The sequence below is a fragment of the Flavobacterium sangjuense genome, from assembly GCF_004797125.1.
Classification (GTDB): domain Bacteria; phylum Bacteroidota; class Bacteroidia; order Flavobacteriales; family Flavobacteriaceae; genus Flavobacterium; species Flavobacterium sangjuense.
In genome coordinates this window covers 2,072,187-2,098,740 of record NZ_CP038810.1, presented here as the reverse complement: position 1 = coordinate 2,098,740, position 26,554 = coordinate 2,072,187, and the positions used below count along the sequence as shown (strand labels likewise).

The 26,554-nt window shown below is 36.8% G+C and carries 29 protein-coding genes; 22 read left to right on the top strand and 7 right to left on the bottom strand.

Going from position 1 to position 26,554, the window contains the following annotated elements; translation table 11 throughout:
* The first annotated feature begins 71 nt into the window (after positions 1-71).
* The 7 genes from rlmD (at position 72) to GS03_RS09170 (ending at position 6,008) form a co-directional block, all read left to right on the top strand.
* On the top strand, positions 72-1,487 hold the full coding sequence (gene rlmD / locus GS03_RS09200) for a 23S rRNA (uracil(1939)-C(5))-methyltransferase RlmD (protein WP_136152247.1): 1,416 nt from the start codon (positions 72-74) through the stop codon (positions 1,485-1,487).
* Between the two features lie 51 nt (positions 1,488-1,538).
* Positions 1,539-2,072, top strand: coding sequence for a DUF6452 family protein (locus tag GS03_RS09195; RefSeq protein WP_136152246.1), 534 nt, complete (start codon positions 1,539-1,541; stop codon positions 2,070-2,072).
* On the top strand, positions 2,044-2,796 hold the full coding sequence (locus GS03_RS09190; RefSeq protein WP_136152245.1) for a DUF6048 family protein: 753 nt from the start codon (positions 2,044-2,046) through the stop codon (positions 2,794-2,796). Before GS03_RS09195 ends, GS03_RS09190 begins: the two co-directional genes overlap by 29 nt.
* 24 nt (positions 2,797-2,820) lie before the next feature.
* Positions 2,821-3,054: a hypothetical protein gene (locus GS03_RS09185; protein WP_136152244.1), complete on the top strand. Its 234-nt coding sequence runs from the start codon at positions 2,821-2,823 to the stop codon at positions 3,052-3,054.
* Positions 3,055-3,114: 60 nt separating this feature from the next.
* Complete coding sequence (locus tag GS03_RS09180) at positions 3,115-3,858, top strand: NYN domain-containing protein (RefSeq protein WP_136152243.1); 744 nt, start codon at positions 3,115-3,117, stop codon at positions 3,856-3,858.
* A 107-nt stretch (positions 3,859-3,965) separates the two neighbouring features.
* A complete protein-coding gene (locus tag GS03_RS09175) occupies positions 3,966-5,483 on the top strand; it encodes a TlpA family protein disulfide reductase (RefSeq protein WP_136152242.1) in 1,518 nt (505 codons plus the stop codon).
* A 9-nt stretch (positions 5,484-5,492) separates the two neighbouring features.
* Positions 5,493-6,008 carry a GNAT family N-acetyltransferase gene (locus tag GS03_RS09170; RefSeq protein WP_136152241.1) on the top strand — a complete coding sequence of 172 codons (516 nt, stop codon included), beginning with the start codon at positions 5,493-5,495 and terminating at the stop codon, positions 6,006-6,008.
* A gap of 7 nt (positions 6,009-6,015) precedes the next feature.
* Here the strand turns inward: GS03_RS09170 and GS03_RS09165 are convergent, their stop codons facing one another.
* Positions 6,016-7,179, bottom strand: coding sequence for a THUMP domain-containing class I SAM-dependent RNA methyltransferase (locus GS03_RS09165; RefSeq protein ID WP_136152240.1), 1,164 nt, complete (start codon positions 7,177-7,179; stop codon positions 6,016-6,018).
* Between the two features lie 66 nt (positions 7,180-7,245).
* Between GS03_RS09165 and GS03_RS09160 the strand changes: the two genes are divergently transcribed.
* The 15 genes from GS03_RS09160 to GS03_RS09090 all read left to right on the top strand — a co-directional run bounded on the left by GS03_RS09160 (position 7,246) and on the right by GS03_RS09090 (position 17,509).
* On the top strand, positions 7,246-8,010 hold the full coding sequence (locus GS03_RS09160; RefSeq protein ID WP_136152239.1) for a class I SAM-dependent methyltransferase: 765 nt from the start codon (positions 7,246-7,248) through the stop codon (positions 8,008-8,010).
* A gap of 77 nt (positions 8,011-8,087) precedes the next feature.
* The gene (locus tag GS03_RS09155) at positions 8,088-8,756 is read left to right on the top strand and encodes a ZIP family metal transporter (RefSeq protein WP_136152238.1); all 669 of its coding nucleotides are present in this window, start codon (positions 8,088-8,090) and stop codon (positions 8,754-8,756) included.
* Between the two features lie 83 nt (positions 8,757-8,839).
* Positions 8,840-10,447, top strand: coding sequence for a tetratricopeptide repeat protein (locus tag GS03_RS09150; protein WP_136152237.1), 1,608 nt, complete (start codon positions 8,840-8,842; stop codon positions 10,445-10,447).
* A gap of 36 nt (positions 10,448-10,483) precedes the next feature.
* Positions 10,484-11,014, top strand: coding sequence for a hypothetical protein (locus GS03_RS09145; RefSeq protein ID WP_136152236.1), 531 nt, complete (start codon positions 10,484-10,486; stop codon positions 11,012-11,014).
* A 64-nt stretch (positions 11,015-11,078) separates the two neighbouring features.
* On the top strand, positions 11,079-11,459 hold the full coding sequence (locus tag GS03_RS09140) for a PH domain-containing protein (protein WP_136152235.1): 381 nt from the start codon (positions 11,079-11,081) through the stop codon (positions 11,457-11,459).
* A gap of 6 nt (positions 11,460-11,465) precedes the next feature.
* The gene (gene murQ, locus GS03_RS09135) at positions 11,466-12,278 is read left to right on the top strand and encodes an N-acetylmuramic acid 6-phosphate etherase (protein ID WP_136152234.1); all 813 of its coding nucleotides are present in this window, start codon (positions 11,466-11,468) and stop codon (positions 12,276-12,278) included.
* 5 nt (positions 12,279-12,283) lie between these two features.
* The gene (locus tag GS03_RS09130; protein WP_136152233.1) at positions 12,284-12,769 is read left to right on the top strand and encodes a hypothetical protein; all 486 of its coding nucleotides are present in this window, start codon (positions 12,284-12,286) and stop codon (positions 12,767-12,769) included.
* A 1-nt stretch (position 12,770) separates the two neighbouring features.
* Entirely contained in the window at positions 12,771-12,998 is a 228-nt protein-coding gene (locus GS03_RS09125) for a DUF6095 family protein (protein ID WP_136152232.1), read from the top strand.
* On the top strand, positions 12,988-13,563 hold the full coding sequence (locus GS03_RS09120; RefSeq protein ID WP_136152231.1) for a DUF1572 family protein: 576 nt from the start codon (positions 12,988-12,990) through the stop codon (positions 13,561-13,563). The genes GS03_RS09125 and GS03_RS09120 overlap by 11 nt, the downstream gene beginning before the upstream one ends.
* Before the next feature lie 84 nt (positions 13,564-13,647).
* Entirely contained in the window at positions 13,648-14,019 is a 372-nt protein-coding gene (locus tag GS03_RS09115) for a DNA topoisomerase IV (RefSeq protein ID WP_136152230.1), read from the top strand.
* Positions 14,020-14,040: 21 nt separating this feature from the next.
* Positions 14,041-14,898 (top strand): TerC family protein, encoded by an 858-nt coding sequence (locus GS03_RS09110; protein ID WP_136152229.1) that lies wholly within the window; start codon positions 14,041-14,043, stop codon positions 14,896-14,898.
* Between the two features lie 211 nt (positions 14,899-15,109).
* Positions 15,110-15,625 (top strand): hypothetical protein, encoded by a 516-nt coding sequence (locus tag GS03_RS09105; RefSeq protein ID WP_136152228.1) that lies wholly within the window; start codon positions 15,110-15,112, stop codon positions 15,623-15,625.
* 45 nt (positions 15,626-15,670) lie between these two features.
* Entirely contained in the window at positions 15,671-16,198 is a 528-nt protein-coding gene (locus GS03_RS09100; protein WP_136152227.1) for a GNAT family N-acetyltransferase, read from the top strand.
* A 30-nt stretch (positions 16,199-16,228) separates the two neighbouring features.
* The gene (locus tag GS03_RS09095) at positions 16,229-17,095 is read left to right on the top strand and encodes a class I SAM-dependent methyltransferase (RefSeq protein ID WP_136152226.1); all 867 of its coding nucleotides are present in this window, start codon (positions 16,229-16,231) and stop codon (positions 17,093-17,095) included.
* Between the two features lie 3 nt (positions 17,096-17,098).
* A complete protein-coding gene (locus GS03_RS09090; RefSeq protein ID WP_136152225.1) occupies positions 17,099-17,509 on the top strand; it encodes an OsmC family protein in 411 nt (136 codons plus the stop codon).
* A 29-nt stretch (positions 17,510-17,538) separates the two neighbouring features.
* Here the strand turns inward: GS03_RS09090 and GS03_RS09085 are convergent, their stop codons facing one another.
* The 6 genes from GS03_RS09085 to GS03_RS09060 form a co-directional block, all read right to left on the bottom strand.
* Positions 17,539-19,974 (bottom strand): multicopper oxidase domain-containing protein, encoded by a 2,436-nt coding sequence (locus tag GS03_RS09085; RefSeq protein ID WP_136152224.1) that lies wholly within the window; start codon positions 19,972-19,974, stop codon positions 17,539-17,541.
* A 1-nt stretch (position 19,975) separates the two neighbouring features.
* Complete coding sequence (locus tag GS03_RS09080) at positions 19,976-20,689, bottom strand: heavy-metal-associated domain-containing protein (RefSeq protein ID WP_136152223.1); 714 nt, start codon at positions 20,687-20,689, stop codon at positions 19,976-19,978.
* Between the two features lie 92 nt (positions 20,690-20,781).
* Positions 20,782-21,342, bottom strand: a complete 561-nt coding sequence (locus tag GS03_RS09075; RefSeq protein ID WP_136152222.1) for a helix-turn-helix domain-containing protein — start codon at positions 21,340-21,342, stop codon at positions 20,782-20,784.
* Between the two features lie 106 nt (positions 21,343-21,448).
* Entirely contained in the window at positions 21,449-21,721 is a 273-nt protein-coding gene (locus tag GS03_RS13380) for a heavy metal-binding domain-containing protein (protein ID WP_210726611.1), read from the bottom strand.
* A gap of 119 nt (positions 21,722-21,840) precedes the next feature.
* Positions 21,841-24,552: a DNA gyrase/topoisomerase IV subunit A gene (locus tag GS03_RS09065; RefSeq protein ID WP_136152221.1), complete on the bottom strand. Its 2,712-nt coding sequence runs from the start codon at positions 24,550-24,552 to the stop codon at positions 21,841-21,843.
* Positions 24,553-24,579: 27 nt separating this feature from the next.
* The gene (locus GS03_RS09060) at positions 24,580-26,436 is read right to left on the bottom strand and encodes a DNA topoisomerase IV subunit B (protein ID WP_136152220.1); all 1,857 of its coding nucleotides are present in this window, start codon (positions 26,434-26,436) and stop codon (positions 24,580-24,582) included.
* Positions 26,437-26,554: the final 118 nt, after the last annotated feature.

Here is a 26,554-nt window from a genome sequence, read left to right as displayed (position 1 = left end):
CCCAAGTCTATTTTCTATATTCTTTTCTCCTGCTTCTTGATTCTTGATTCTTCTTTCCCTATTTTTGCCGAATGGGAAGAAAACAAACCAACAAAGTCATCTTTGAAAACATAACTGTTCTTGATGCCGGTGCCAAAGGCGTATCGGTAGCAAAAGCACCCGAAGGTCAGGTCATCTTTATACCCAATGTCGTTCCCGGCGATGTGGTAGATGTGCAAACCTTAAAGAAAAGAAAATCCTATTTTGAAGGCAAAGCCATCAAGTTCCACTCCTATTCTGAAAACCGAATTGAACCTGTTTGTGAGCACTTTGGTGCCTGTGGTGGTTGCAAATGGCAGAATATGAAATACGAACAACAGTTGTTTTATAAAAATCAGGAAGTGTATAACAACCTGAAACGCATTGGTAAAATTGACTTGCCAGACTTTGAACCGATATTGGGTTCGGAGAAACAATTCTTCTACAGAAACAAAATGGAGTTTGGGTTTTCGGACACGCGTTGGTTAACCGAAAGAGAAATACAATCCGAAGATCAATCGTTAAGCAAAAAGCCGGCATTAGGTTTTCATATTCCGAGAATGTGGGACAAGATTTTGGATATTGAGAAATGTCACCTGCAGGAAGATCCATCAAATGCGATTAGAAATGCAATCCGTGAATTTGCAACCGAACACGATATGCCATTCTTTAACGCTCGTAACCACGAAGGTTTGTTGCGTACGCTGATGATTAGAACCGCTTCAACGGGAGAAATCATGGTGCTGATTCAGTTCTTTCAGGAAGATAAATCACAACGCGAATTGTTATTGAATTATATCTATGCCACGTTTCCACAGATTACTTCTCTACAATACGTAATCAATGGTAAAGCGAATGATACCTTATACGATCAGGACATCAAATTGTATAAAGGAAGAGATTATATACTGGAAGAAATGGAAGGTTTAAAGTTTAGCATCAACGCCAAATCGTTTTACCAAACCAACTCTGATCAGGCGTATGAATTATACAAAATCACACGCGAATTTGCAGGCTTGACAGGTAATGAAGTCGTTTACGATTTATACACCGGAACCGGAACTATTGCACAATTCGTTTCCAAAAAAGCCAAAAAAGTTATTGGCGTAGAAGCCGTTCCCGAAGCTATTGCTGATGCAAAGGAAAATGCCAAACGCAACGACATCACCAATTGTGAGTTTTATGTGGGCGATATGAAGAATGTGTTTAATGATGATTTCATTGCGCAACACGGCCAACCCGATGTAATCATTACCGATCCGCCACGTGACGGAATGCATAAAGATGTTGTGGAGCAATTGCTGAAAATTGGGGCAGAAAAGATTGTGTATGTTAGTTGTAATTCGGCTACACAAGCCAGAGATTTAGCCTTGATGGATGAACAATACAAAGTGACACGCGTGCGTCCGGTAGATATGTTTCCGCAAACGCATCATGTGGAAAATGTTGTACTTTTGGAAAGACGATAGAAATTTGTCACACTGTCTTTCGACAAGCTCAGACTGACAAAAATAAATTATATGAAAAAAATACTTGCCCTGTTACTAATTACAATAAGCCTTTCAAGCTGTGAAAAGGACGATATCTGCATAGACGAAACGACTCCTCGATTGATATTGGAGTTTTATGATGTTTCAAACCCGGCAAATCTGAAGGCTGTCGTAAACTTAAAAGTCAAAGCAGTTGGTGCTGCTGATTTTATAGTTTTTAATACATCTCTCCCGGAAACAGATCCTGACCGGTATCTTTTCAATGGCAACAAACTCGAATTGCCGCTGAATATTACACAAGATACAACCAAATACAGTTTGATACTAAACAGCACAAGTTCAAGCGGTGCGAATGAAGATTCGCTTCAATTTAATTATACACGTCAAAACGTTTTTGTTTCCAGAGCCTGTGGTTACAAAACCATTTTTGAATTGAATGCTTTTCCAACTGGTGTTATCAAAACGGATGGAGCAATAGCTGACGGCATTTGGATACAAGACATAAACATTTTAACAACAAACATTGAAACCGAAAATGAGACACATATCAAAATTCTTTTTTAGTGTTTGCCTACTGTTGCTTTCGTTTTTAGGAAATGCACAAGAGAAAGCTACGACAAAAAAAGACAGCATTCCTCCCAAAAAAGAACGCTATGGTTTGCGTGTTGGAGTTGATTTATTCAAACTAACACGTTCGTTTTATGAAACCGATTACCGTGGATTGGAATTGGTTGGCGATTATCGTTTGACACGCAGGCATTATTTGGCTGCCGAAATTGGTAATGAAGACAAAACGGTTAATGATGACCAAGTCAACTTTACTACAAAAGGAACGTATCTAAAAGCGGGATTTGACTACAACTCTTTTCAGAACTGGGGAAATATGGAGAACATTATTTCTGTTGGATTGCGTTATGGTGTGAGTAGTTTTAGCCAGACATTAAATAGCTATCAAGTCTATAATCCTAACCAGTATTTAGGAGAATCTCCCGTAATCATCTCAGGTGAAAAATTTAATGGTTTATCAGCACAATGGATAGAAGTCGTTGCCGGTATGAAAGCCGAAGTATTTAACAACGTCTTCGTAGGTTTTAGTTTTAGGCTAAACCGATTGGTAACTCAAAAACGTCCCAATAACTTTGACAATCTCTATATTCCGGGTTTTAACAGAACCTATAATGGAGATTTTGGTGTTGGATTCAACTATACCGTTTCTTATTTTATTCCGCTTTACAAAGCCACGGTAAAAGCTAAAAAGAAAGAGGAATCTAAGAAGAAGAAAAAATAATTCGTAATTCGTAATTTCAATATTATGTCCAAAAAAGTAAAAGCTTTCCTTTATAACCTTGTTTGCTTTGCAATACTATTCATTTCGTTTCGTTTCCTGGTAGATAAATATACCAACTTAACGGGTTTGTATATTCCAATCACAGCCTTTGTCATTGGTACACTTACAGCACCTAAATTCCAGGCAGTAAAAACTCCTGATGGTGAAAAGATATTCATGCGTTGGTTGTTTTTAAAAGGCATTCGCGAAGTAGGATAATCAATAATCAGCATAAGTGTTTTAAAAAGGTTATCTTTATTTCCAGAAAATAACCAAATAATGGAAGACACAAAATTTAATATCGCTGTTTTAATCGATGGTGATAATGCCCAGCCCAAACTAATTAAGGAAATTCTTGAAGAAGTTTCCAAATATGGGAAAGCCACCATTCGAAGAATTTATGGCGACTGGACACAACAACATATGAATGGCTGGAAAGAAATTATCAATCAGTATTCTATCAGTCCAATTCAAAAGTTTGCCTATACTACAGGGAAAAACTCTACCGACAGTTCCCTAATTATCGAAGCTATGGATATTCTCCACAGCAAAAACACCGAAGGCTTTTGCATCGTTTCAAGTGATAGCGATTATACCGGTTTGGCCAAAAGAATTCGGGAAGAAGGTCTTTTTGTGATGGGCATCGGACAAAAGAAAACCCCAAGTGCGTTTGTTCAATCGTGTGAAATCTTTACGTTTACCGAAAACCTTCTTGTGGAACCAAAAGCAATTCCGGTTGCTAAAAAGAAAGCCAGTACAAAAGAAGTCGCCGTAAAAGAAACAGATGCTACTCCAAAAATAAATCTTTCGATTATTGACAAAGCATTTGATATTTCAGCCAATGAAGATGATGAAGCGTATATCTCAAACATTGGAACCAACCTGCGTAAAATATCGCCAAGCTTTGACTCCAGAACCTATGGTTTTAGGAATCTGACCAAGCTTTTTGAGAGCATTGACAAATATCAGGTGGTTAAAAATATCGTCAACGGATTGAATCATCCTTTAGTCAGATTGAAATAAGGCTGTAATTTTAAGTAAACTTTAAAAATTCAGGGTGCTGTTGCTGTCTTTAAATGCACTATTTTTGAATTTCTAAAATCATTTTAAAGAAATAATATCGCTTGTTTATGAAGAAATTGCTACTTGCCACAATTTTTTGTTTCTCTTCTTTATTTGCAGTAGCCCAATCGGGTTATGAGATTACGATTAATCTAAAAAACGCTCCGGATACCTTAGCATATCTAACCTTTTATCAATTTGACAAAACCTTAATCAAGGATACTTGCACCAATATCAAAAACGGAAAGATTGTTTTTAAAGGAAAAGGAAAACTCGATAAGGGAATTTACTCTTTGGTAAGCCAGGCTAAAGGAATCTACTTTGATTTCTTTGTCGATGATAACACCCAAAATCTTGAACTCAAAACCGAAGCAAGCCAGAATATTGGTAAAGAGTTAACAGCACTAAATTCGCCATTGGAAAATGATTTCTTTAGCTATGTGCAATACATCAACCAACAAAACAAAGACTTTCAGGCTTATAAGCAAACTTTAACCTTGGCGACCAAGAAAGATACACTGGCGTTAAATAACAAACAAAAAGAAATCGAAAATAAGATTAATGATTTTGAAGAAAAGTTTATTGCTGACCATAAAGGAACTTATATTGCTGATGTGATGAATCTTAAAGTGGAAAAACTTCTCAAGGACATTCCAAAAGCTTCTAACGGAAGACCAGACAGCATTCAGGTATTCAAATACTATAAAAAACATTTTTGGGACAATGTCGATTTCAAAGATGATGGCACCATTAGAAATCCTTTTTTCAATAATAAAATAAAAAGGTATTTCGAATCTATTGTCGTTATGCATCCTGATTCTGTTGCTGTTGAAATTGACAAAATAATGGACAAGACCAAACCGGGAACGCTGACCTACAAACTTTTACTGGCGCATTTCACCTACAAGTATGAAACGTCAAAAATAATGGGATTTGACAAAGTATTTGTACACATGTCTGACAAGTATTTTAAAACCGGAAAAGCCAATGGCATATATGAAGACAATGATATTGTGCAAAAAATTACCAAGCGTGCCGATAAATTAAAGCCGCTATTGGTTGGTGCTACTGCTCAGGATTTGTTTATGACAAAGGCCGAAGATTTTCCGAAGTTAAAAGCCATGGGATTTGAAGACGCTAAAAACAGCGAAGAAATGACCAATGTTTTTTATAAAAATGTTGATCAGGTTAACAAAATGTTTGTCAAGTTAAGCGAAGTCAAAGCAGAATATACCGTTCTTGTTTTTTGGGATGTTGATTGCGGTCATTGCCAAAAAGAAATCCCGATACTATTGGAACAGTATAATGACTTGTTAAAAGAAAAGAAAGACGTAAAAGTATACAGCGTTTACATGCAGCACGAAGTCGATAAATATCTGAAATATATAGCCGAACACAAGTTGCCTTGGATAAACGTTTATGATGGCGCGCATTATAACAATGCTATTGAGAAGTATGATGTTTACTCTACGCCTGTTATTTATATCTTAGACAGAAATAAAGTTATCAAAGCCAAACGCATTGATGCTAATCAGTTAAAAAACATGATTAAGGCAATAGATTACGAAACAAAAAATGGAAAATAGTAGCAACAAATGAAGTTAGAAACAACTCGGATTTCAATAGTTGCCCTTACTAAAAACCAACTGGAAAATTACCTTATAGCCGATAATATTCTTGAAAACGAACTTGGACTTACTATTATTCCTATTCCAAGAACAATTAATGACAGGGTAAAAAATGCTATCACCACAAAACTATTGCCTGCCATTAATGAATCTCCAAAAGACAATTTATTGTACACTTTTTGGACAATAATAGACAAAGCACAAAACTGCATGATTGGAGACTTATGCTTCAAAGGTCCGCCAAATGATGATGGAGAAATTGAAATCGGATATGGAACTTATCCTGCATTTCAAGGCAAAGGATATATGAAAGAAGCGGTAAATCAAATGGCGCTCTGGGCTTTTCAACAGGAAAATGTCAAATCTATAATTGCAAAAACTGACCCTTCAAATATTGCTTCACAGCGTATATTGGAAAACAATAATTTTTTAAATTTAGGTCAGGAAGGCGAATACATTACTTGGAAATTGAATAACGATTGACTGGGAACTATTCTTCTAAGTTCATATACTTCCCTTTCTTGCTACCTTCATACATTTCGTATTTTACCAAACGCGCTTCCAGACTTCCGTTGAAAAGCTTGATTTTACGTGATGGTCGTAGTCCGACAAATTTCAAGGCTTCCAGATTTGCCGTGATAAACCAGGCATTAGTATTCGGATAATTATTCTTTAAAGTATCGCCAATTTCTCTGTAAAAACGTTCCAACTCAATATTCAAACGTTCACCGTATGGCGGATTGAAAACCATTTGCAATGGTCCGGTATTTTCTTTTTTACTGTCAAAAAAGTCACCCTGAATGATACTTACATAGTCGTCAAGATTGGCATTCATAATATTGTCTTTTGCTTTCTGAACCGCACTTGGCGCTTTGTCGTAACCAATAATGGTATGATGGAATTCACGGGTTCGTTTCATCAACGCATCGATAATCTGGTCAAACAAATCGTTATCCCAATCGTTCCATTTTTCGAAAGCAAATTCTTTTCTGTTGATGTTCGCCGGAATATTGCAGGCAATCATTGCGGCTTCCGCTAATAAAGTTCCCGAACCACACATTGGATCCAAAAAATCAGAACTTCCATCCCAACCCGAAAGCAACAACATTCCTGCTGCAAGTACTTCGTTAATCGGAGCAATATTCGTTGCCGTTCTATAACCACGATGATGTAACGAAGCACCCGAAGTATCAAGTGCTACCGAAACCTGGTCGCGGTCAATATGAATGTTAATTCTTAAATCGGGGAAATCCTTATCAATGCTTGGGCGTTGCCCTGTTTTCTCACGGAATTGGTCAACGATAGCATCTTTTGCCTTTTGCGAAACAAACTGCGAGTGCTTGAAATTATCAGAATGAATCGTAGTATCAATCACAAAAGTTTGGCTTTCGCCGATATATTTCGACCAATCAATACCCTGAATGCCTTTGTATAAATTCTGGTCATTCGTCGCTTTGAAGTAATAAATCGGCTTTAATATCTTCAAAGCTGTACGCAACGACAAATTGGCTTTGTACATAAAACCCTTATCCCCTTTGAAACTAACAGCACGCGTTCCGATTTCAACATCCTGCGCGCCTAATTGCTGCAATTCCTTAGCTAATATTTCTTCAAAACCAAAAAAGGTTTTGGCAATCATTTTAAAATTCTCCATATCCAATAAATTCATCGGCAAAAATACACTAAATTTGCACGTTCAGAATTCATTTGAAAAGAATAAATGTCTACACCAGAAAATCTAAAATCTCAAACTACAAATACAAAATCAGAAAATTGGTATTCTTCGTGGTTTGATACGCCTTATTATCACATCCTTTACAAAGACAGAAACTATCGTGAAGCGCAAATTTTCATGGACAATCTCACGCATTATTTAAACTTGCCTGAGAAAGCAAGAGTGCTTGATCTGGCTTGTGGCAAAGGACGACATGCTATTTATTTAAACCAATTGGGATTTGATGTTGTTGGTGCCGATTTATCTGAGAACAGTATTGCTGAAGCCAATAAAAACAAGAATGACACGTTGCATTTTGTGGTGCATGACAAGCGTGTACCTTTCAATGAAAAGTTTGATGCTATTTTCAATTTGTTTACCAGTTTTGGCTATTTTGAAAACAGAGAAGACGATATAAAAACTTTGGTTGCTATTAAAGAAAGCCTGTCAGAATATGGCTTTGCCGTGATTGATTTTATGAATTCACAAGTCGTGATTGATAATTTAATTCCAGAAGAAACCAAAGAAATAGACGGAATCACTTTTCACATCAAACGCTTTGCAATAGATGGTTTTATCATTAAAGAAATTGATTTTGAAGACAAGGGAGAAGCTTTTCATTTTACCGAAAAAGTAAGAGCCTATACTTTGGAAGATTTCCAGAATATGATGAACGAAACCGGGATTTATTTATTGGATACTTTTGGTGATTATAAGTTGAAAAAATTCCACAAGAATACGAGCGAACGTTTAATAATGATTTTTAAATAAAGTGGATTTGGTTATTTGTGGATTTGGTTATTCGAAAGCCAAATAACCAAATAACCGAATAACCGAATAACCAACAAATGAATTACTTATTACCTTTACTGTCAGTACTTATCGGTTATTTAATTGCCTTGTTGCTTAAACCAAAAGCAAAGAAAAACCTAAAACTGTTATTGGCGTTTAGCGGTTCTTTTTTATTGTCGTTAACCGTCATGCATTTGCTTCCTGATGTGTATGAAAGTGACAACAAAAGCGTTGGGATTTTTATCATGTGCGGAATTCTATTCCAAATCATTCTGGAGTTCTTTTCCAAAGGTGCCGAACACGGACACGTTCACGGACATGATAAACTGACACAAATACCTTGGTTACTTTTTATCAGTTTGTGTATTCACGCTCTATTAGAAGGTTTCCCTGTTGGACATCATCACGATTTAGCTTACGGAATTGCCATTCACCACTTACCTATTGCCATTATCTTAACAACATTTTTTCTGAATGCGCAGTTAAATAAAATAGCACTGTTTATCTTCATGCTAACTTTTGCCATAATGACGCCATTAGGAACTTTAGTTTCTGATAGTCTTCCAATACTCAACGAATACTACACTCAAATCACCGCTGTTGTCATTGGGATTCTATTCCATATTTCCTCCACCATTATCTTTGAGAGCAGCGAAGGACATAAGTTCAACATCGCTAAAGTTTCGATGATTATTTTAGGAATTGTATTGGCGAGTTTTTTATAATGTTGGATGTCGGTAAATTATTGGTAAGTTTACGCAGACTCAAGTCTAAAATGTCCTTCCTTAAAAATTAAACTAACCAATACATGAAAAAATTCCTTTTGATTGCATTAGCATTATTATCCAATTTTGCTAACGGACAGACTTTTACGAAATATGTTGACAATACGCAAAGTAATGGTCGGGGATTTGCCTATACTTTAACCATTCGGATTTCTTTATTGAGAACTGCTGCCAATTCTACAATAAATTCGGCCGCAAATGGCACAGAATATTCCGTAGAATTAGTTAAGGTCGATGTTGACAAAAATAAAGGTTGGTATCAAAACGGCAAATTTTATAGCTGCTCACAGCTCGAAGGCATTTGCAATACTATAACGTTTAGCAGCATTCATTTGCAACTGACATACAATTGTCAAGGTAAAGTGCTTGAGAGTAATTCAGCCACTTTTTATTCTATTGGCGATACACAAACTATGGCTCTTCAGCCTAAATCTGTTGGCGGTTCAAGTTGTAATTCTCCAACTGCTTCGGGAATTGGTTGGGTAAGTATTAGTGATAATGATACTGCCAGTAAAATTAGTTCTATACTTCAAAAATCAAACAGCGGAAATTCCAATACCACTTTAGGAAGTAATACCAATCCCGGACAAACGAAAGTTAATGGTGTACCTGCAAACACTTCCGGCAATGATCCTTTAGCACATTTCAAAACAGATGGCAAACCAGTTAGCAATCCTATGGTCACGAAGACAAGTAGCGGCTCCGGTGCGGTCGACAGTTTTACTAAAGGTTATCAGCAAGGCCAGCAAATAAGCGAAGTAGCGACTGGAATTGTAGACCTGTTTGCGCCAACTCCGGCACAATTACAAAGAAGGGCAGCAGAAGCAGCAGAAGCCGAAAGACAGAAAAAAGTTAGTGATGATATTGAAAGAGAGAATAAAGAAAAACGATTCGGAACGTTATATTATTATCCCTTAATAGACAGAGCAACAAATGGAGATATAAACGCGCGAATGATTTTATACCTTTCAAGTTATGATTTGTGGTGTACCAAATTCGTCCCAAAAAGAGAGGAATGGTTTAATCATGCCTTTAAAAACAAGAACTTAGATGCTATCATGATAATGTCAGATATGGAAGCCAAACTAGGAAAAGAACGCACTCCTTATTTAAAAGAAGCCGCCAGATTAGGCAGTCTAGATGCCATGGTAGAACTTGGCAAGTGGTATGACAGTAAGAGCTTTACTTATAGTGGTGTGAAAAGTGTGGCAGGAGAAAACCCGGAAAAGGCAATCGCGGCATTTACAGAAGCAGCTGACAAAGGCAGTCCCAACGCAGCGTATTATTTAGGCATGATTTATAAGTATGGTATAATCGAAGATCTCTCAACAGGAGGAATTAAGAATTTTAGAAAAAAAATGCATGTGTCCTATGCTATCGCTCCCGATGAGCAAAAGGCTTTTGAATGGTTTTCGAAAAGCTTACAACCCGATTATATAACCTCATTGTATTCAAAAAAAGAATGGTATATGAAAGGTTCTTATTTTGAAAGCAAAACGTATTTAGAATTAGCCAGCATGTACAGAAAAGGAAAAGTGATTGCCAAGGACAAGGATAAAGCTAAGTCATATGAAAAATTGCATGAAGAATATACTTCCTATGAAAATGAAAAAAAACGTAGAGGATTTTAGATTAAACCAAAAGCAAAAACTTTGTAAATTTAGCCTATGGAAACAACCCGTAAAATAGTATTAATAATTTTATGTCTGGTAGTTTTAAGCTCGTTTACAGTAATCAATAGAGAATGTCCGGAATGTGACAAACTCGAAAGACTTGAGCTAAAAGCTTTAAAGGCAAATAGTATTGGGAAGCAATACACTTATGATTTGTCAGGTTTAAAAAACTGCAATAAAACCAGCATTAAATATTTGGGGATTGTCCGCACCAATACAGGAAAACAGTATAAGATTCTCACTTCCTTTTTTGTATTCAAAACCCATGTTGACATATGCCATGGCACGAGCAATATCAAAATATATGACATAAAAAACAAATTTTTTGGCTACTATTATGTTGGTTATCCAGATAATTTGCCCGATTATCTGAAAAATAACAAATTGCTTTATTCAACAAATTCAGCAGACTGCAATTTAAGAAAGACAAGAGTAATTGATTGCAGCAAAGGCTTACCCAAACAATTTTTTATTAACTGTTCAAAAAATGGTGGTGATATATATAAGTTTAGCCGCGGAGATTAAAATAGGCTTATGCCAAAAGCAAAAATCTTAGTACCTTAGCCACTCTGAAATAAAAAAACAATTTATGGGATTATTTTCTGCATTATTAGGAAACGCCGGATCAGTTGATCAGGAAACCTTAGTTAAAGAGTATCAAAAACTACTTATTGAAGGAGAGCAAATTGAATTGGGATTCAAGCTTATCCGCGATACTTTTATTTTCACGAACAAACGACTTATTTTGGTTGAGAAACAAGGAATTACTGGAAGCAAAATCGAATACAAATCTATTATCTACAAAAGTATTTCAAGATTCAGTGTTGAAACTGCAGGAACATTTGACCTTGAGGCTGTGTTGAAAATCTGGGTTTCAAGCGAAGCAAATCCAAGTATCATCAAGCAATTCAATAAATCGGTTAATGTATATGATGTCCAAAATGTATTGGCACATCACGTTTTAAGATAATAAAAAATGAATTTTACCAAAACCACCGAACAATCCTCACACTACGAACATTTAGAAAAAATGTCGGTTGCCGATTTGTTAGCCAATATCAATAAAGAAGATAAAACTGTTCCACTTGCGGTGGAAAAAGCATTGCCACAGATTGAAGCATTGGTTGCCAAAACCGTAGAAAAAATGAAACTCGGCGGAAGGCTTTTCTATATTGGAGCCGGAACTTCAGGAAGATTGGGAATTGTAGATGCTTCGGAATGCCCACCAACCTTTGGTGTTCCGTTTGATTTGGTTAACGGACTTATTGCCGGTGGTGACAAAGCCATTCGACGTGCGGTAGAAAATGCCGAAGACGACAAACTTCAGGCCTGGATTGATTTACAGGAACACGGCATAACGGACAGCGATGTTGTTATAGGAATTGCCGCTTCAGGAACTACGCCTTATGTTATCGGCGGTTTGGAAAAATGCAATTCAAAAAACATTGTTACGGGCTGCATTACCTGCAATGAAGGAAGTCCGATAGCGTTAACCGCAAAGTTTCCGATAGTTGTTGTGGTTGGACCTGAATTCGTAACCGGAAGTTCCCGTATGAAAGCAGGAACCGCTCAGAAATTAGTGCTGAATATGATTTCTACCACAACGATGATTCAGCTTGGGAAAGTCAAGGGAAACAAAATGGTTGATATGCAATTGAGCAATGACAAACTTGTTGATCGTGGCGTGAAAATGATTATGGGTGAAATTCCGGTCGAGTATGAAAAAGCAGCTGAATTGCTAAAAGAATTTGGCAGCGTTAGAAAAGCGGTTGATAATTACAATAAATAAACACTATGAAAAACTTACTTTTAGTATTTACATTACTATTTGGATTTACTGCTTTTTCACAAGGACTTACCCTTAAAAAAACCACGTCTGTTGAACTCAAATTAGAAAAAGGAAAAATCTATCAGAACAATGAACAGATTCCGAGTTATCAGGTTAAGAAAATATTAGCTTCTAATTTGCATGCGCTACATCTTTATAAGCAGGCAAAATCAAAAGAAGGAATTGGTGCAACGCTGCTTGGATTAGGAGTAACGCTGTCAGTTATTGATTTGGCTGTCGGTTTGTTTTCAGATACAAAATATCCAACTGCACTGACCTATGCCGGTGTTGGCATGGTTGCAGTCTCTATTCCTGTCTTATCCGGAAGGTCAAAAAAGATTGAAGAAGCTGTCAAATCCTATAACGACGGACTAAAAAATACGGGTTCAGTAGATTTTGACTTAAACGCAGTGGCCAATCAAAACGGAGTCGGAATCCAAATAAAATTTTAAAATGCCTCTCAACAAACAACTTTTAGACAAAGGAATCAAGTATATGCTTTATGCATTGCCACTAATGTTTATTGGACCAAGCGTAATTTATAATGCGTTTATCAATAAGCAGAATGTTTGGCATTATTTGGTATTGGCTTTTGGAATTGCATTCTGTTTTTTAGCCGTTTATTTTATGTTTAAGGGAATCAAAACACTAACCGACGCACTTTTTCATCATGATAAATAATATTTATTTAGAAAGCATCAAAAAGCAACTTCTGTATTATAAAACTATAGGAGAAAAAGCAATCGAGCAATTGGAACCTGAGCAATTATTCGTTTCTGTAAATGAAGACACCAATTCGATTGCGGTTATTATAAAACATCTTTCGGGCAATATGCTTTCCCGCTGGACAGATTTCTTGACTACTGATGGCGAGAAAGAATGGAGAAATCGAGATAGCGAATTCGAAGAAACTATCAATACCAAAGAAGAATTAATGACTAGTTGGAACAAAGGCTGGGATTGTTTTTTCAACGCTATCAATTCGTTAACTCCTGACCAACTTGAAACCATTATTTACATTCGCAATGAAGGCCACTCCGTGATGGAAGCCATAAACCGTCAGTTGGCGCATTATCCGTATCATATTGGTCAGATTGTTTTTTATGCCAAAATGCTAAAGCAAACCGAATGGAATTCGCTATCCATTCCGAAGAACAAATCGAATAGTTATAACGCTGAAAAATTTGCCAAAGAAAAAAGCATTAAGAATTTTACGGATGATGAATTAGATAAACTAAAAAAGTAACTAAGGCGCTAAGGTACTAAGGTGCTGAGTTTTTATTTCTCAACCTTAGAGCCTTAGTGACTTAGAACCATAGCACCTTTAAAAATGAAAAAACTAACCTTACTCCTATTCACATTTTTACTCGTTTCCTGCTCGGAAAAGGAACGCAACTGCCAGGATTTCAAAACCGGAAAGTTTGAATTTACACAGGACATTAATGGCAAAAAACATACATCAACTTTTACACGTACAGAAAATCTTCAGATTGAAACCTATAACGGAAAAACCGATTCGGCTTCAGTGCGTTGGGTAAATGACTGCGAATTCATACTGCAGAAACTGCATCCGAAAAACATGGCCGAAGAAAAAGCTATCAGCATGAAAATTTTGTTTACTGAAAAGAATAGCTATACTTTTGAATATTCCTTTGTGGGAAGCAACAAAAAATCACGTGGCACTGTAACAAAACTAGATTAAACACAAACCAACTTATAAAACATGGAAATTTTATTTACGCCAAATGCCCTGATGGCACTCCTTACACTGACTTTTCTTGAAATCATTCTCGGGATTGACAACATCGTTTTTCTTTCTATCGTTTCCGGAAAATTAAAAGCCGAAGACCAGCCAAAAGCAAGACGTGTTGGGTTATTGCTTGCCATGGTGTTTAGAATTATCCTGCTGTTTGGAATTACATGGGTAATGGGTTTAAAGGAAGTGCTGTTTCATGTTGACTGGGGATTTTTTGAAGCCGGAGTTACAGGACAAAGTCTTATCATTTTTGGTGGTGGCTTATTCCTGTTATACAAATCGGTTTCCGAAATTCATCACAAAATGGAAGGCGAAGAAGAAGGCACAACTGGCAAAGCCAGCAATAGTTTATCTGCAGCCATCATTCAGATTGCGTTATTGAATATCGTTTTTTCTTTCGACAGTATCTTAACGGCCATCGGAATGGTAAGCAACGCCGAACCTGAACAAGGTGGATTTGGACATGCCGGCGCGTTGATTATTATGATTTTAGCGGTAGTGATTTCAATTGTAATCATGATGATTTTTGCCGGACCGGTTTCTAAATTCGTCAACGAACATCCAACGATACAAATTCTTGGTTTATCATTCCTGATTTTAATTGGTGTGATGCTTATTGCCGAAGGTTCTCACCTGGCACATTTTAGATTTGGTGCCAATGTCGAAGTCGGAACGATACCAAAAGGTTATTTATACTTCTCTATTTTCTTCTCTTTATTCGTGGAATTCCTAAACCTGCGAATGAAGAAAAACAGAAAACCTGTCAAGCTGCATAACAACAAGATTATCGACAGGAAATTAAAAGATGAAGATGTAACGAATTAGGAGCGAACGGTTCAGAATTTATCAGTAATGGCAATTCCTGCTGTGCGTTACAATAAAAAAGGCTTTCGATTTGAAAGCCTTTTTATTTTCTCTGCCATCAGGGCTAGAAAGTTAGCCATTTGTAATCTTTTTTATATATTAGCTATGGATAATGTATGAGTGTCATGCTTATTAATTAGTTGTAGGCAATTTCATAAACTTCACTGTAACCATGAAGAACTTAACTATCGTAATTTTAATAATCTTATTAGGTTGCGAAAAATCACAGAAAGTTGTTACAGCTAAACCGGATTCTAACGGTTCAATAAAAATTTATTCCTGGGAAGAATACGAAAAAGTGATACGCAAAAATCCGAAACAAAAAATTGAAATTATTGACACTATTTGCCCTTTTGAAATTAAAAAAGCAAAACTTGATATTAAGAAAAACAAATTAGTTCTTTATTCTTATGATTGTATTGCAGGAACTCTAGATGAGCTGAACATAGTTATTAAACCTTATGGTATGATTGCGAAAGAGGGAAAAAGAACTTGTACAGGACCACCAAAAGGTTTAAATTATTTTTGTTATGAAGATGTAATGAGTAAAGAAATTGAAGATAGATACGGGCAAAACTGGATTGATTCAATGGAAAGAACTGCTATAAAAAATTATGTCATTAAAAATCCAAGTAAACCGTATTTTGAAGCTGGAAAGGATTTAAGGGATGAATATATTAAGAAATAAAACTGCCTACAACAGCCGTTTGACAGACAATTTCTCATAAAACAAATGACCACAGACTCGAAAATATTCCCAATTCTAACAACTGAAAGGCTAACACTTCGGCAGCTTTCAAAAAGTGATGCTGAAGAAATATTGCGATTGCGTTCGGACGCAGCGATAAATAAATACCTTGACAGAAAACCAAGCAAAACACTAGACGATGCCTTGAGTTTCATCAAAAGTATAATTGACAATGAACTTCTATATTGGGCAATTACAAAGACAGGGGAAGATAAACTTATTGGTACAATTTGCTTATTTGACTTTCAGAATGATATTAATAAATGTGAAATTGGATACGAGCTCTTAACGGAATATCAGGGTCAGGGAATTATGCTCGAAACGGCAAAAAAAGTTATTGAGTATGCGAATCAAACACTTGGAATAAAAACAATTGATGCAGCAACGCATAAAGAAAATCAAAGCTCAATTAAACTGCTTCAAAAAATAGATTTTAAACAATTGAACGATGTTAACGTCGAGAATGCGGATTTGATTTTATTTAGACTGATTCAGAACGTTTTAGATAATTAATGCTACCTTTAAGCTTAAATTCTAAATATTATGGAACCAACAACACCACAATTTGATCCTGTTAAATACAAAAACACAACTCACGATCAGTGGCAAGAAGCAGCCGATGCCTGGTTTCGGTGGAGTCCTACACTGAATAAGTGGCTTGGTAATGCTACTGAAAAAATGCTTGCTATGGCAGGCATTAGCACCGGACATCATGTCCTTGATATCGCTGCAGGTGCAGGTGAACAATCTATAACAACAGCCAAGAAAGTTGGTCCTTCGGGTGAAGTTTTAGCGACCGACATTTCCTCCAATATTTTGGAATATGCCAAAAAATTGGCAGAACAAAATGGGTTAAGTAATATCAAGACAAAAGTAATGGATGGTGAAAACCTGACTCTTGATGATGAAACATTTGATGCCGTTATTTCCAGAGTTGGGCTTATCTATTTTCCTGACCAGCAGCGGGCATTAAAAGAAATGTTGCGGGTACTTAAACCAGGCGGAAAAATAGCAGCTATTGTTTATTCAACCCCAGAAAAAAATAAGTTTTTCTCAATTCCTGTTTCTATTATTCGCAATCGAGCAAAATTGCCACCACCTTTACCGGGACAACCCGGACCTTTTAGCTTAGGTGCCGAAGGCGTTCTCGAAAAAGCATTTGAACAGGCTGGATTTATAAATGTGAAATCAGAACTTGTTGACTCGCCTTTACAGCTTCCGTCAGCAAGTGCGTGTGTGCAATTTGAAAAGGAATCATTTGGCGCCTTGCATCAAATGATGAGTAATTTAACCAACACTGAGAAAGAAGCTATTTGGGAGGAAATTGAAAGAGAACTTCAAACGTTTGAATCTGAAACGGGCTTTACCGGACCATGCGAAATGATCGTAGCCGTTGGAGAAAAACCTTAATCTATGAAAATTAGTGCATCAGTAAAAAGCGCTTTTCAACTTCATGAAGTGACTGTTGAAACAGAAAATAAAGTAAAACCCATTTCGATTAGTCCGAAACCCGAAGGTTTTGGCTCGTCAATTAATGGTGGTGAATTACTTTTCCTGTCGCTGGCTACTTGTTTTTGCAATGATTTATATAGAGAAGCCAGCAAAAGAAATATGAAAATTGATTCCGTACAAGTTATTGTTTCTGGAGAATTTGGAAGCGAAGGTGAACCAGCTAAAAATATCACTTATGAAGTCGACGTTAAAGCAAATGACCATTCAGATGCCGAAATTTGGGACTTGATAAAAACTGTCGATAAGCTTGCTGAAATTCATAATACGCTGCGGCAAGGAATAAATGTTGAATTAAAAAAATCCCGCCTCTGACGGAGTTTGTCATTTGAAATCTTGGGCATTTAATAATTCAGGCTGACTCCCAAACCAAATCCCATATCACTGTCATAATGCGTTGTTACGCCAAAATTGCGTGTGAAGATATAACGCAGTCCTGCCATATATTCCTTATCGGTATTCCACATCAGACTCATTCGGAGTCGCTTTGAAACCGGAATATCCATTCGTTCAAATTGGAGTCTGAAATTACCATCAGTAAACAATTCAGCCTGCGCCTTAATAAGCATTGGAAGTGTGTATTCGATACCGATACTCAATACGGAACGATTGTCTTTGGTATTGGTTTGATTGAACAGGTTTGTTTCCATTTCGCCTTCATCCATTTTGCGGTAACGCCAATCGAAACCTACAAACGGCATAATCCATTGCATCTTATCAATATAGCGTCCAATATGGGTTTCGGTTTCATAACCATGCATGTCAGTATAACCCAATCGCCATTCTGTGCCTATGCTCCAACGGGTATTTGCAATCATGAAATGACCGTCATTTCCATTTGTCGCAAAATCATTTTCAGTCATAATGTGAAATTTCCTGTCGTCAGCGAATAATTTTCGCTGTGCTAATTTGGGATTTGGGATTTCCGGATTTGGAGGCGAATTTTCATAGGAGAAGATTCTTCCCATACCAGCCATCATATGATAAAGAATATGGCAATGAAAAAACCAGTCGCCACTTTCGCTTGCTGCAAATTCTAAAGTATCCGTTTCCATCGGCATGATGTCGATGATGTTTTTAAGAGGTGAATAATCACCCTGACCGTTTAGTATCCTAAAATCATGACCGTGAAGATGCATGGGATGGCGCATCATTGAATTGTTATGAATGACCATACGCACGATTTCTCCTTTTTTAATTAGGATTCTATCGGTTTCCGAAACCACTTTGTTGTTTAGGCTCCAAACATAGCGGTTCATGTTACCAGTCAGTTCAAATTTCAATTCCTTTATTGTTGTGCCCTGTGGGAGATTAGTTTTGGTTGGTGATTTGAGCATTGCATAATTCAATGTGATAATTTCATTGGAATGTTCGTTGTCATTGGCATGAGTTTCATCACCTGTAACTTCAGGATACATTACGGAATTCATATCCATTTGGTTGTAAGACATCTTCATTCCCATATCATCCAAATCACCATTCATCTTCATCATGTCATTCATCATCTTCATTCCTTCAAAATACTTGAGCTTTGGCAAACGAGAAGCTGTTTGCTTTATGCCATCACCTATAAATACAGAAGTTGATTTTGTCCTGTCTTCAGGTGTTGCCAATAATTCATACGCCTTTTTATCGTCAGGAATAGTAACGATAATATCATAGGTTTCCGAAACGGCTATGAGTAACCTATCTACTTCAACAGGTTCTACATCATTGCCATCGCTGGCAACAACCATAATCTTTCCACCAGCATAGGTCAGCCAGAAATATGAGGAAGCCCCACCATTTGAAACTCGTAAACGGACTTTATCACCACCTTTAAATTGAGGAAGTGAGGATTCATTTTGCCCATTAATCAAAAATTTTTCATAATAGATATCACTGACATCCATGGCATTCATTCGCTTCCATTCATTAATAATCTTTGTTTTAAAATGGCCGCTTCTTATCGCTTCAGCATAACTTTGGGTAGTTCCTTTTTTAATGGCAAACCAATCGGTAGCATTGTGCAGCATGCGATGTACGTTTTCGGGTTTCAGGTCTGTCCATTCACTCAAAATAATCGGAACAGTAGGCAAATCATCAATTCCATTCCGGAAGGTTGGATCTTCATTTCTTTTGTTCATAATAAAAGAGCCATACATTCCGATTTGTTCCTGTAATTCGGTGTGGCTGTGATACCAATGTGTTCCGTTTTGAATGATTGGAAACTTGTACAAATGCGTTGTATGCGGCTTGATAGGCAGCTGCGTCAGATTTGGAACACCGTCATACTGATTGGGCAAAAACAATCCGTGCCAATGCAGCGAAGTATCTTCATCTAATTCGTTATGGACATAAATTTCAGCGGTGTCGCCTTCGGTAAAGGTTAATGTGGGCATTGGAATCTGGCCGTTGACAGCTATAGCCCGTTTGGGTTTGTTTCCAAAATTAACTATCGTATCCCTAACATATAAGTCATAGCGGACAGTTTTTGGTGGGTCATTCTTTTTTGAAATAATAGTAACCTTAGGCTTTGTTGCAGTTGTTACTGGTGGAATGCTGTCTTTTTTAACATCCATTTTTTTTGGAGCAACAGGTTTTGGCTGCGGAAAAGCTACTTTTTTCTTGACCGACTTTGGCTTTTCCTTGGTCAGATTCATACCGCATTTCGGACACTTTCCTGGTTTTGTGACATGGATTTCCGGATGCATTACACAGGTATAAAAGGTTTGCTGTGTTTGTGCATTTGCAAATGAAATTATGAAAAATGATACTAATATCAGCAGTATTTTTTTCATTTTAAATTAGATTAAGAATCATTATTCCACTCATACCAATCATTATAGCATCTTCGATGATAGTGACTTGGCTCATTGGTAAATTAAAAACAGCTCCTAAACAGGCACATTGTATTTTTCTTTTATTCAAAACTGATTGTAATACGCCTATTATGCTAACTGACATCACGATAAAAGTAACTACATTGGTAAACAGTGGATTGAAATCAATCAGGAAAGCGATTCCCAGGCCTAACTCTGTAAACGCATAGATATAACCCCAGATTGGTAACCGTTTTGCTATTACGTCATACATGACATAACTTTCAACAAAACCTTTTAGGTTTAATAATTTGAAAAAGGAAAATACCAAAAAGAAAGCCACCATAAAATGACGCATCCACTCCATGCTCCTGAAACTTTCATTTTTGAGCTGAATAAGTAACGTTACTAATCCAATATAAAAAAATATGAGCAGTATAGGTTTGTAAGTTTCAAACCAACTCTTGGCCTGTTCAGTAATTTCGCTGTGATTAATTGCCGAAATACTGTATTTTGGATTCAGGTTCTTTTGCAAATCTGATAATGCAACGTGTTTGCTCATAGTTATCGTTGCAGAATTATCTTCTTTTGAAACGCTGACATCCGTTACATTTTCAGTCATAAGCAAATCAGATTTTACTTTTGCTTCGCAACTTGTACAGGTCATTCCAGTTATTTGATATTTGTGTACCATTTTTAAAATTTTTAAATATTATTAATAATGACACAAAGTTCCCTGATAAAAATTTTTCAGGTTTGCACAATTTTGGGTTTGATTTGCAAAATTTACAAATCTTCAATCTGCTTCCGCTTTATGGATTTTAAGTTTTTGAAATAGGTAGGCGAAAAACCGGTTGTTTTCTTGAATTGATTGCTTAAATGTGAAACGCTGCTGTAGTTTAAGGAATATGCAATTTCACTTAAAGAGAGCTCATCATAAATAATCAACTCTTTTACTTTTTCAATTTTCTGATTGATAAAGTACTTTTCAATAGTTGTGCTTTCTACTTCCGAAAAGAGGTTACTTAAAGTGGTGTAGTCTTGATGCAATTCTTGAGAAAGATAGTCGGATAAATTCGTTTTTAAATTATTGCTTTTATTCTGAACTAAATCGATGATTAATGTTTTAATCTTATCAATCACTTTACTTTTCTTATCATCAATTAAATCAAAACCAATACTTCGAAGCTGCTTTATCAATTCCTTTTTTTGATGTTCTGCAATATCATTTTTCACTTCAACTTCACCCAACTCAACGGAAATGGGTATTATTCCAATATTTTCAAAAACAGATTTCACTACCATTTTACAACGGCTGCAGACCATATTTTTAATATAAAGTTTCATAAAGAGAATTTAATTTTTAAATAAAAGTGAAGTAGCCATCAAATAATTAAACCTTACTATTGGTATAGCAAGGTCAATACTTAGTACAAAGAATATTTGTTTTTTTTTATTTGGTTTCTCCAGGTACAAGCTCTGTTAAAGCCATGCCACATTTGGAACATTCATCGTTCTGTTTTCCCTGCACTTCCGGATGCATGGAACACGCATAAAGTTGCGCTGGTAATGTTTCCGGCTCTTCGTTAACTGTATCTTTAACTACTTCGACTTTCTCAGTAGCATTATCATCGGAAGTAACGGTTGTTGTACTTCCTTCACTTTTTTTAGTACAGGAAACCAATACTAAAGCCATTATTATGGCTGAAATGAATACCCTTTTCATCTTAATTGAATTTACTTGTAGATTAATTTCTACAGTATAAATATACAACCCTTTGTTTTATATATAGTTATATAATTACAATATTAAATTCTAATTGATGTCAAATTTTATCATAGTAGTTACTCCAAACTCAAAGTTATTTGTCCATCATCGCCTGTTTCTGTCTGTATATCATCCGAAACATCCGTTTCGTCGCTGACTTCCATTTCTTCTGCCGGTTCAGGCTCAGGCTCTTCATAAGGCAATGATTCCAATAGATTCACTTGTTTTAGCTTATCTGTTGTCAGTTGATTTCCTAATGCCTTGATTCCTTTTACCGCAATGAATTCTTCCAGGTTTATCGTTTGGTTATCCTTTTGTACGCCTTTTACTTTGGCGTAAATAATTTCAGCCATTGGGCGCCAATCTGTAGAAACAATTTCCAATTGCGACTTTTCGTGTTCAGTAATAAAGATTTCTTCCTTGTTTTCGTTTTCGACCAAGAAACGCTTGATAAAGTAACGCTCCTTTTCACCATCATAATAAATCGCAGAAATCGGTTTGTTTGGATTCCATTTTTCCATCACCACGATATCTTCATCAAAATGCGTCGTCAGTTCCGGAATAATAGTTTTCAGTTTTCCGGATTGATTGATAAGCAATAATCTGTCATTTGGTCTGAATTCGCCAAGCAACTCACCTCTTCCATCTACATTTAATCTTTGAACTGTATCATCAAACCAGACTTTTCTCGGACGCAAAGTCGAAATTCCTTTTTCCTTTAATTCAATTTTCTTGATTGGATATTTGGTTACCGTATTTCCGCGTGAAGCTCTTCCTTTGATAGCAATATCGGCAAAATCCAAATCCCATTTCAGTTTCTTGATGCTTCCAACCTGACGCAGTAAAACCGTAATAACTTCGGCTTCACCGTTTGGATTATGCGAGAAATACAAGACTTGCGAACCTGCTTTTTCTTGAGTCAAATCGTAAAACTTATCACGTGTAACGCCCGAAACATTAAAACGTTTAATGAATGTCGAACCATTTTTTCCGTCACGATAAATCATATTGTAAATGGTACGCTTGTCGTTCTTATCAAATACCGCAATATGGATGATGTCTTTCCCAACAAACTTCTTGTCATCCACTTTTGAAATCATCATTTTTCCGTCACGCAGGAACACAATCACATCATCAATATCCGAACAATCGGCTACATATTCGTCTTTCTTCAAACCGGTTCCAAAGAAACCTTCTTCTTTGTTTACGTAGAGTTTGGTGTTTCGCAAAACCACTTTAGTTGCTTCGATATTGTCAAAACTTCTCAGTTCCGTTTGACGTTCACGGCCTTTTCCGTATTTGTCTTTTAGCTTTTGGAAAAAGTCGATAGCAAAGTCGATGATATGAGCCAAATGATGCTTTACTTCTTCCATTTCTGCTTCCAGTTTGGAAATTGCATCATCCGCTTTATCCGAATCAAAACGCGTAATACGAATCATCGGAATCTGCGTCAGCTTTTGCAAATCATCATCATTGATTTCGCGCACAAACGATTTAGAAAAAGGTTTGAAACGGTCATACATATACACATAAAGTGTTTCTCTGTCGGAATACAATTTGAAATCGATGTACATTTCCTCACGAATGAAAATCTTTTCGAGCGTAGCAAAATGCCATTTGTTTTCGAGTTCATCCAACTGGATTTCCAACTCACGTTTTAGCAAATCAACCGTTCTGTTTGTTGAAATTTTCAACATATCAGAAACACCAATAAACAACGGTTTATGATTTTCAATTACACAGCCTAATGGCGCCACCGAAGTTTCGCAGGCCGTAAATGCATAAAGCGCATCAATAGTTTTATCAGGAGAAACGCCTGGCGGAAGATGGATTAAAATCTCTACTTCGGCAGCCGTATTGTCTTCTATTTTTTTGACTTTGATTTTTCCTTTTTCATTCGCTTTCAGTATACTATCAATCAAAGTTGAAGTATTGGTTGAAAACGGAATCTGGGTAATCACCAAGGTTTGTTTATCCAATTGTCCAATTTTGGCACGCACACGAACACGTCCGCCACGCAAACCATCATTATAATTGGAGACATCTGCAATTCCAGCTGTTGGAAAATCAGGGAATAACGTAAATGGTTTGTTTTTTAAAACCTTAATCGAACATTCAATAAGCTCGATGAAATTGTGTGGTAGCACTTTCGTGGATAAACCAACCGCAATTCCTTCTGCGCCTTGCGCCAATAACAACGGAAACTTAACCGGAAGATTTATTGGTTCAGCACGTCGACCGTCATAAGACATTCCCCATTGGGTAATTTTTGGAGAATATAAAATATCGTGGCCCAACTTAGAAATACGCGCTTCAATATAACGCGAAGCTGCAGCGCTGTCACCTGTGAGGATATTTCCCCAGTTTCCCTGCATGTCGATAATCAAATCCTTTTGACCAATCTGAACCATTGCATCACCGATACTCGCATCACCGTGTGGATGATACTGCATGGTATGTCCAACAATGTTCGCCACTTTGTTGTAACGCCCGTCATCAAGTTCCTTCATCGAATGCATGATACGACGCTGTACCGGTTTGAAACCATCTTCAATGGCAGGAACAGCACGCTCTAGAATTACATAGGAAGCATAATCCAGAAACCAATCCTTGTACATTCCTGTAACTTTGGTAATGGTATCTTCGGGATTGACTTCTTCATGATCGTAAAAATGATCACCTGAACCTTTGAGGTCTTCAAAACCTTCATCGGCAGCGTCATCAAACGATTCGTTGTTTTCGTTCTCGTCTTCGTTTGGAATTATATCGTCTTCTTCGTCGTTGTTCATTTATGCTGACTATTCAGTATCTTTTAATTAATTTTTCTCCACCACATCCAATTCCACTTTCAAATTATTGATAATGAAAACCTGTCTGTCCGGTGTATTTTTACCCATATAGAATTCAAGTAATGTCTCAATTGACGTGGCTTTATCTAACATTACCGGATCCAATCGGATGCTTTCACCAATGAAATGCTTGAACTCATCAGGTGATATTTCTCCCAATCCTTTGAATCGTGTGATTTCAGGTTTTGGTTTTAGTTTTTCAATCGCATCAACACGTTCCTGGTCGCTATAGCAATAGATGGTTTCCTTTTTATTTCGCACACGGAATAACGGCGTTTGCAAAATGTATAAATGTCCGTCCTTAATCAACTCAGGGAAAAACTGCAGGAAGAATGTAATCAACAATAAGCGAATGTGCATACCGTCGACATCGGCATCGGTAGCGATTACGATGTTGTTATAACGCAAATCACCCATGTCTTCTTCGATATCCAAAGCGGCCTGTAGCAAATTGAATTCTTCGTTTTCGTAGACGATTTTCTTTGACATTCCGTAGGAGTTCAAAGGCTTTCCACGTAAACTAAAAACCGCCTGAGTATTCACATCACGGCTTTTGGTAATCGAACCCGAAGCCGAATCTCCCTCGGTAATAAACAATGTGCTTTCTAAACTTCTCGGGTTTTTGGCATCGGTTAAATGCACACGACAGTCACGTAGCTTTTTATTGTGTAGACTTGATTTCTTTGCTCTGTCTTTCGCTAATTTACGTATTCCTGAAAGTTCTTTACGTTCTCTCTCGGCTTGTAAAATCTTGCGCAGTAATAAATCAGCAACTTCAGGATTTTTATGCAAAAAGTTATCAAGTTTTGTTTTGATAAAGTCGTTTACGAATGTACGCACCGATGGCCCTTTCGGACCTATTTCGGTAGAACCCAATTTGGTTTTTGTTTGTGATTCGAAAACAGGTTCTTCTACTTTTACTGCAACCGCAGAAACAATTGATTTACGAATATCCGAAGCTTCAAAAGGTTTGTTATAAAACTCTTTGATGGTTTTTACAATTGCTTCGCGGAAAGCACCTAAATGTGTTCCTCCTTGTGTGGTATTCTGGCCGTTTACAAACGAATGGTATTCTTCTGAATATTGTGATTTACTGTGTGTCAAAGCGATTTCGATGTCTTCGCCTTCCAAATGAATTACCGGATACTGCATATCATCTTCCGAGATGGTTTCTTCCAATAAATCTTTTAGTCCATATTCTGAGAAGTATTTTTCACCATTATAATAAATCGTCAAACCACGATTTAAATAACAGTAATTTTTGAGCATCTTGATGATGTACTCGTTACGGTATTTGTAGTTTTTGAAAATGGTTTCATCGGCAACGAAAGAAACTTTGGTTCCTCTTCGCTTGGTTGATTCAACTATATCTTCTTCGATGGTAAGATTTCCGGCAGAGAACTCAGCCGCTTTTTGTTGGTTGTCACGAACCGATTCCACACGGAAATAATTGGACAACGCATTCACCGCTTTGGTTCCCACTCCATTCAGACCTACCGATTTCTTAAACGCTTTTGAATCGTATTTTCCACCGGTATTCATTTTGGAAACTACATCAACAACTTTCCCTAACGGAATGCCACGACCGTAATCGCGCACAGAAACCATTTTGTCTTTGATGGTTACTTCAATGACTTTCCCTGCACCCATGACAAACTCATCGATACAGTTGTCAATGGTTTCCTTGAGAAGAATATAAATACCATCGTCTGGTGAAGAACCGTCACCGAGTTTTCCGATGTACATTCCGGGACGCATACGAATGTGTTCCTTCCAGTCTAACGAACGGATATTGTCTTCTGTATATTGATTTTGATCTGACATTTGAAAATTATCGAGTTGGTGCTAATATAGTGGAAATCGCATGGAAATAAAAGTATAAAATCAGAAGTTATTAATAATGATATTGACAAAAAATAGTTGGCATTATTCAGTAGCAGTT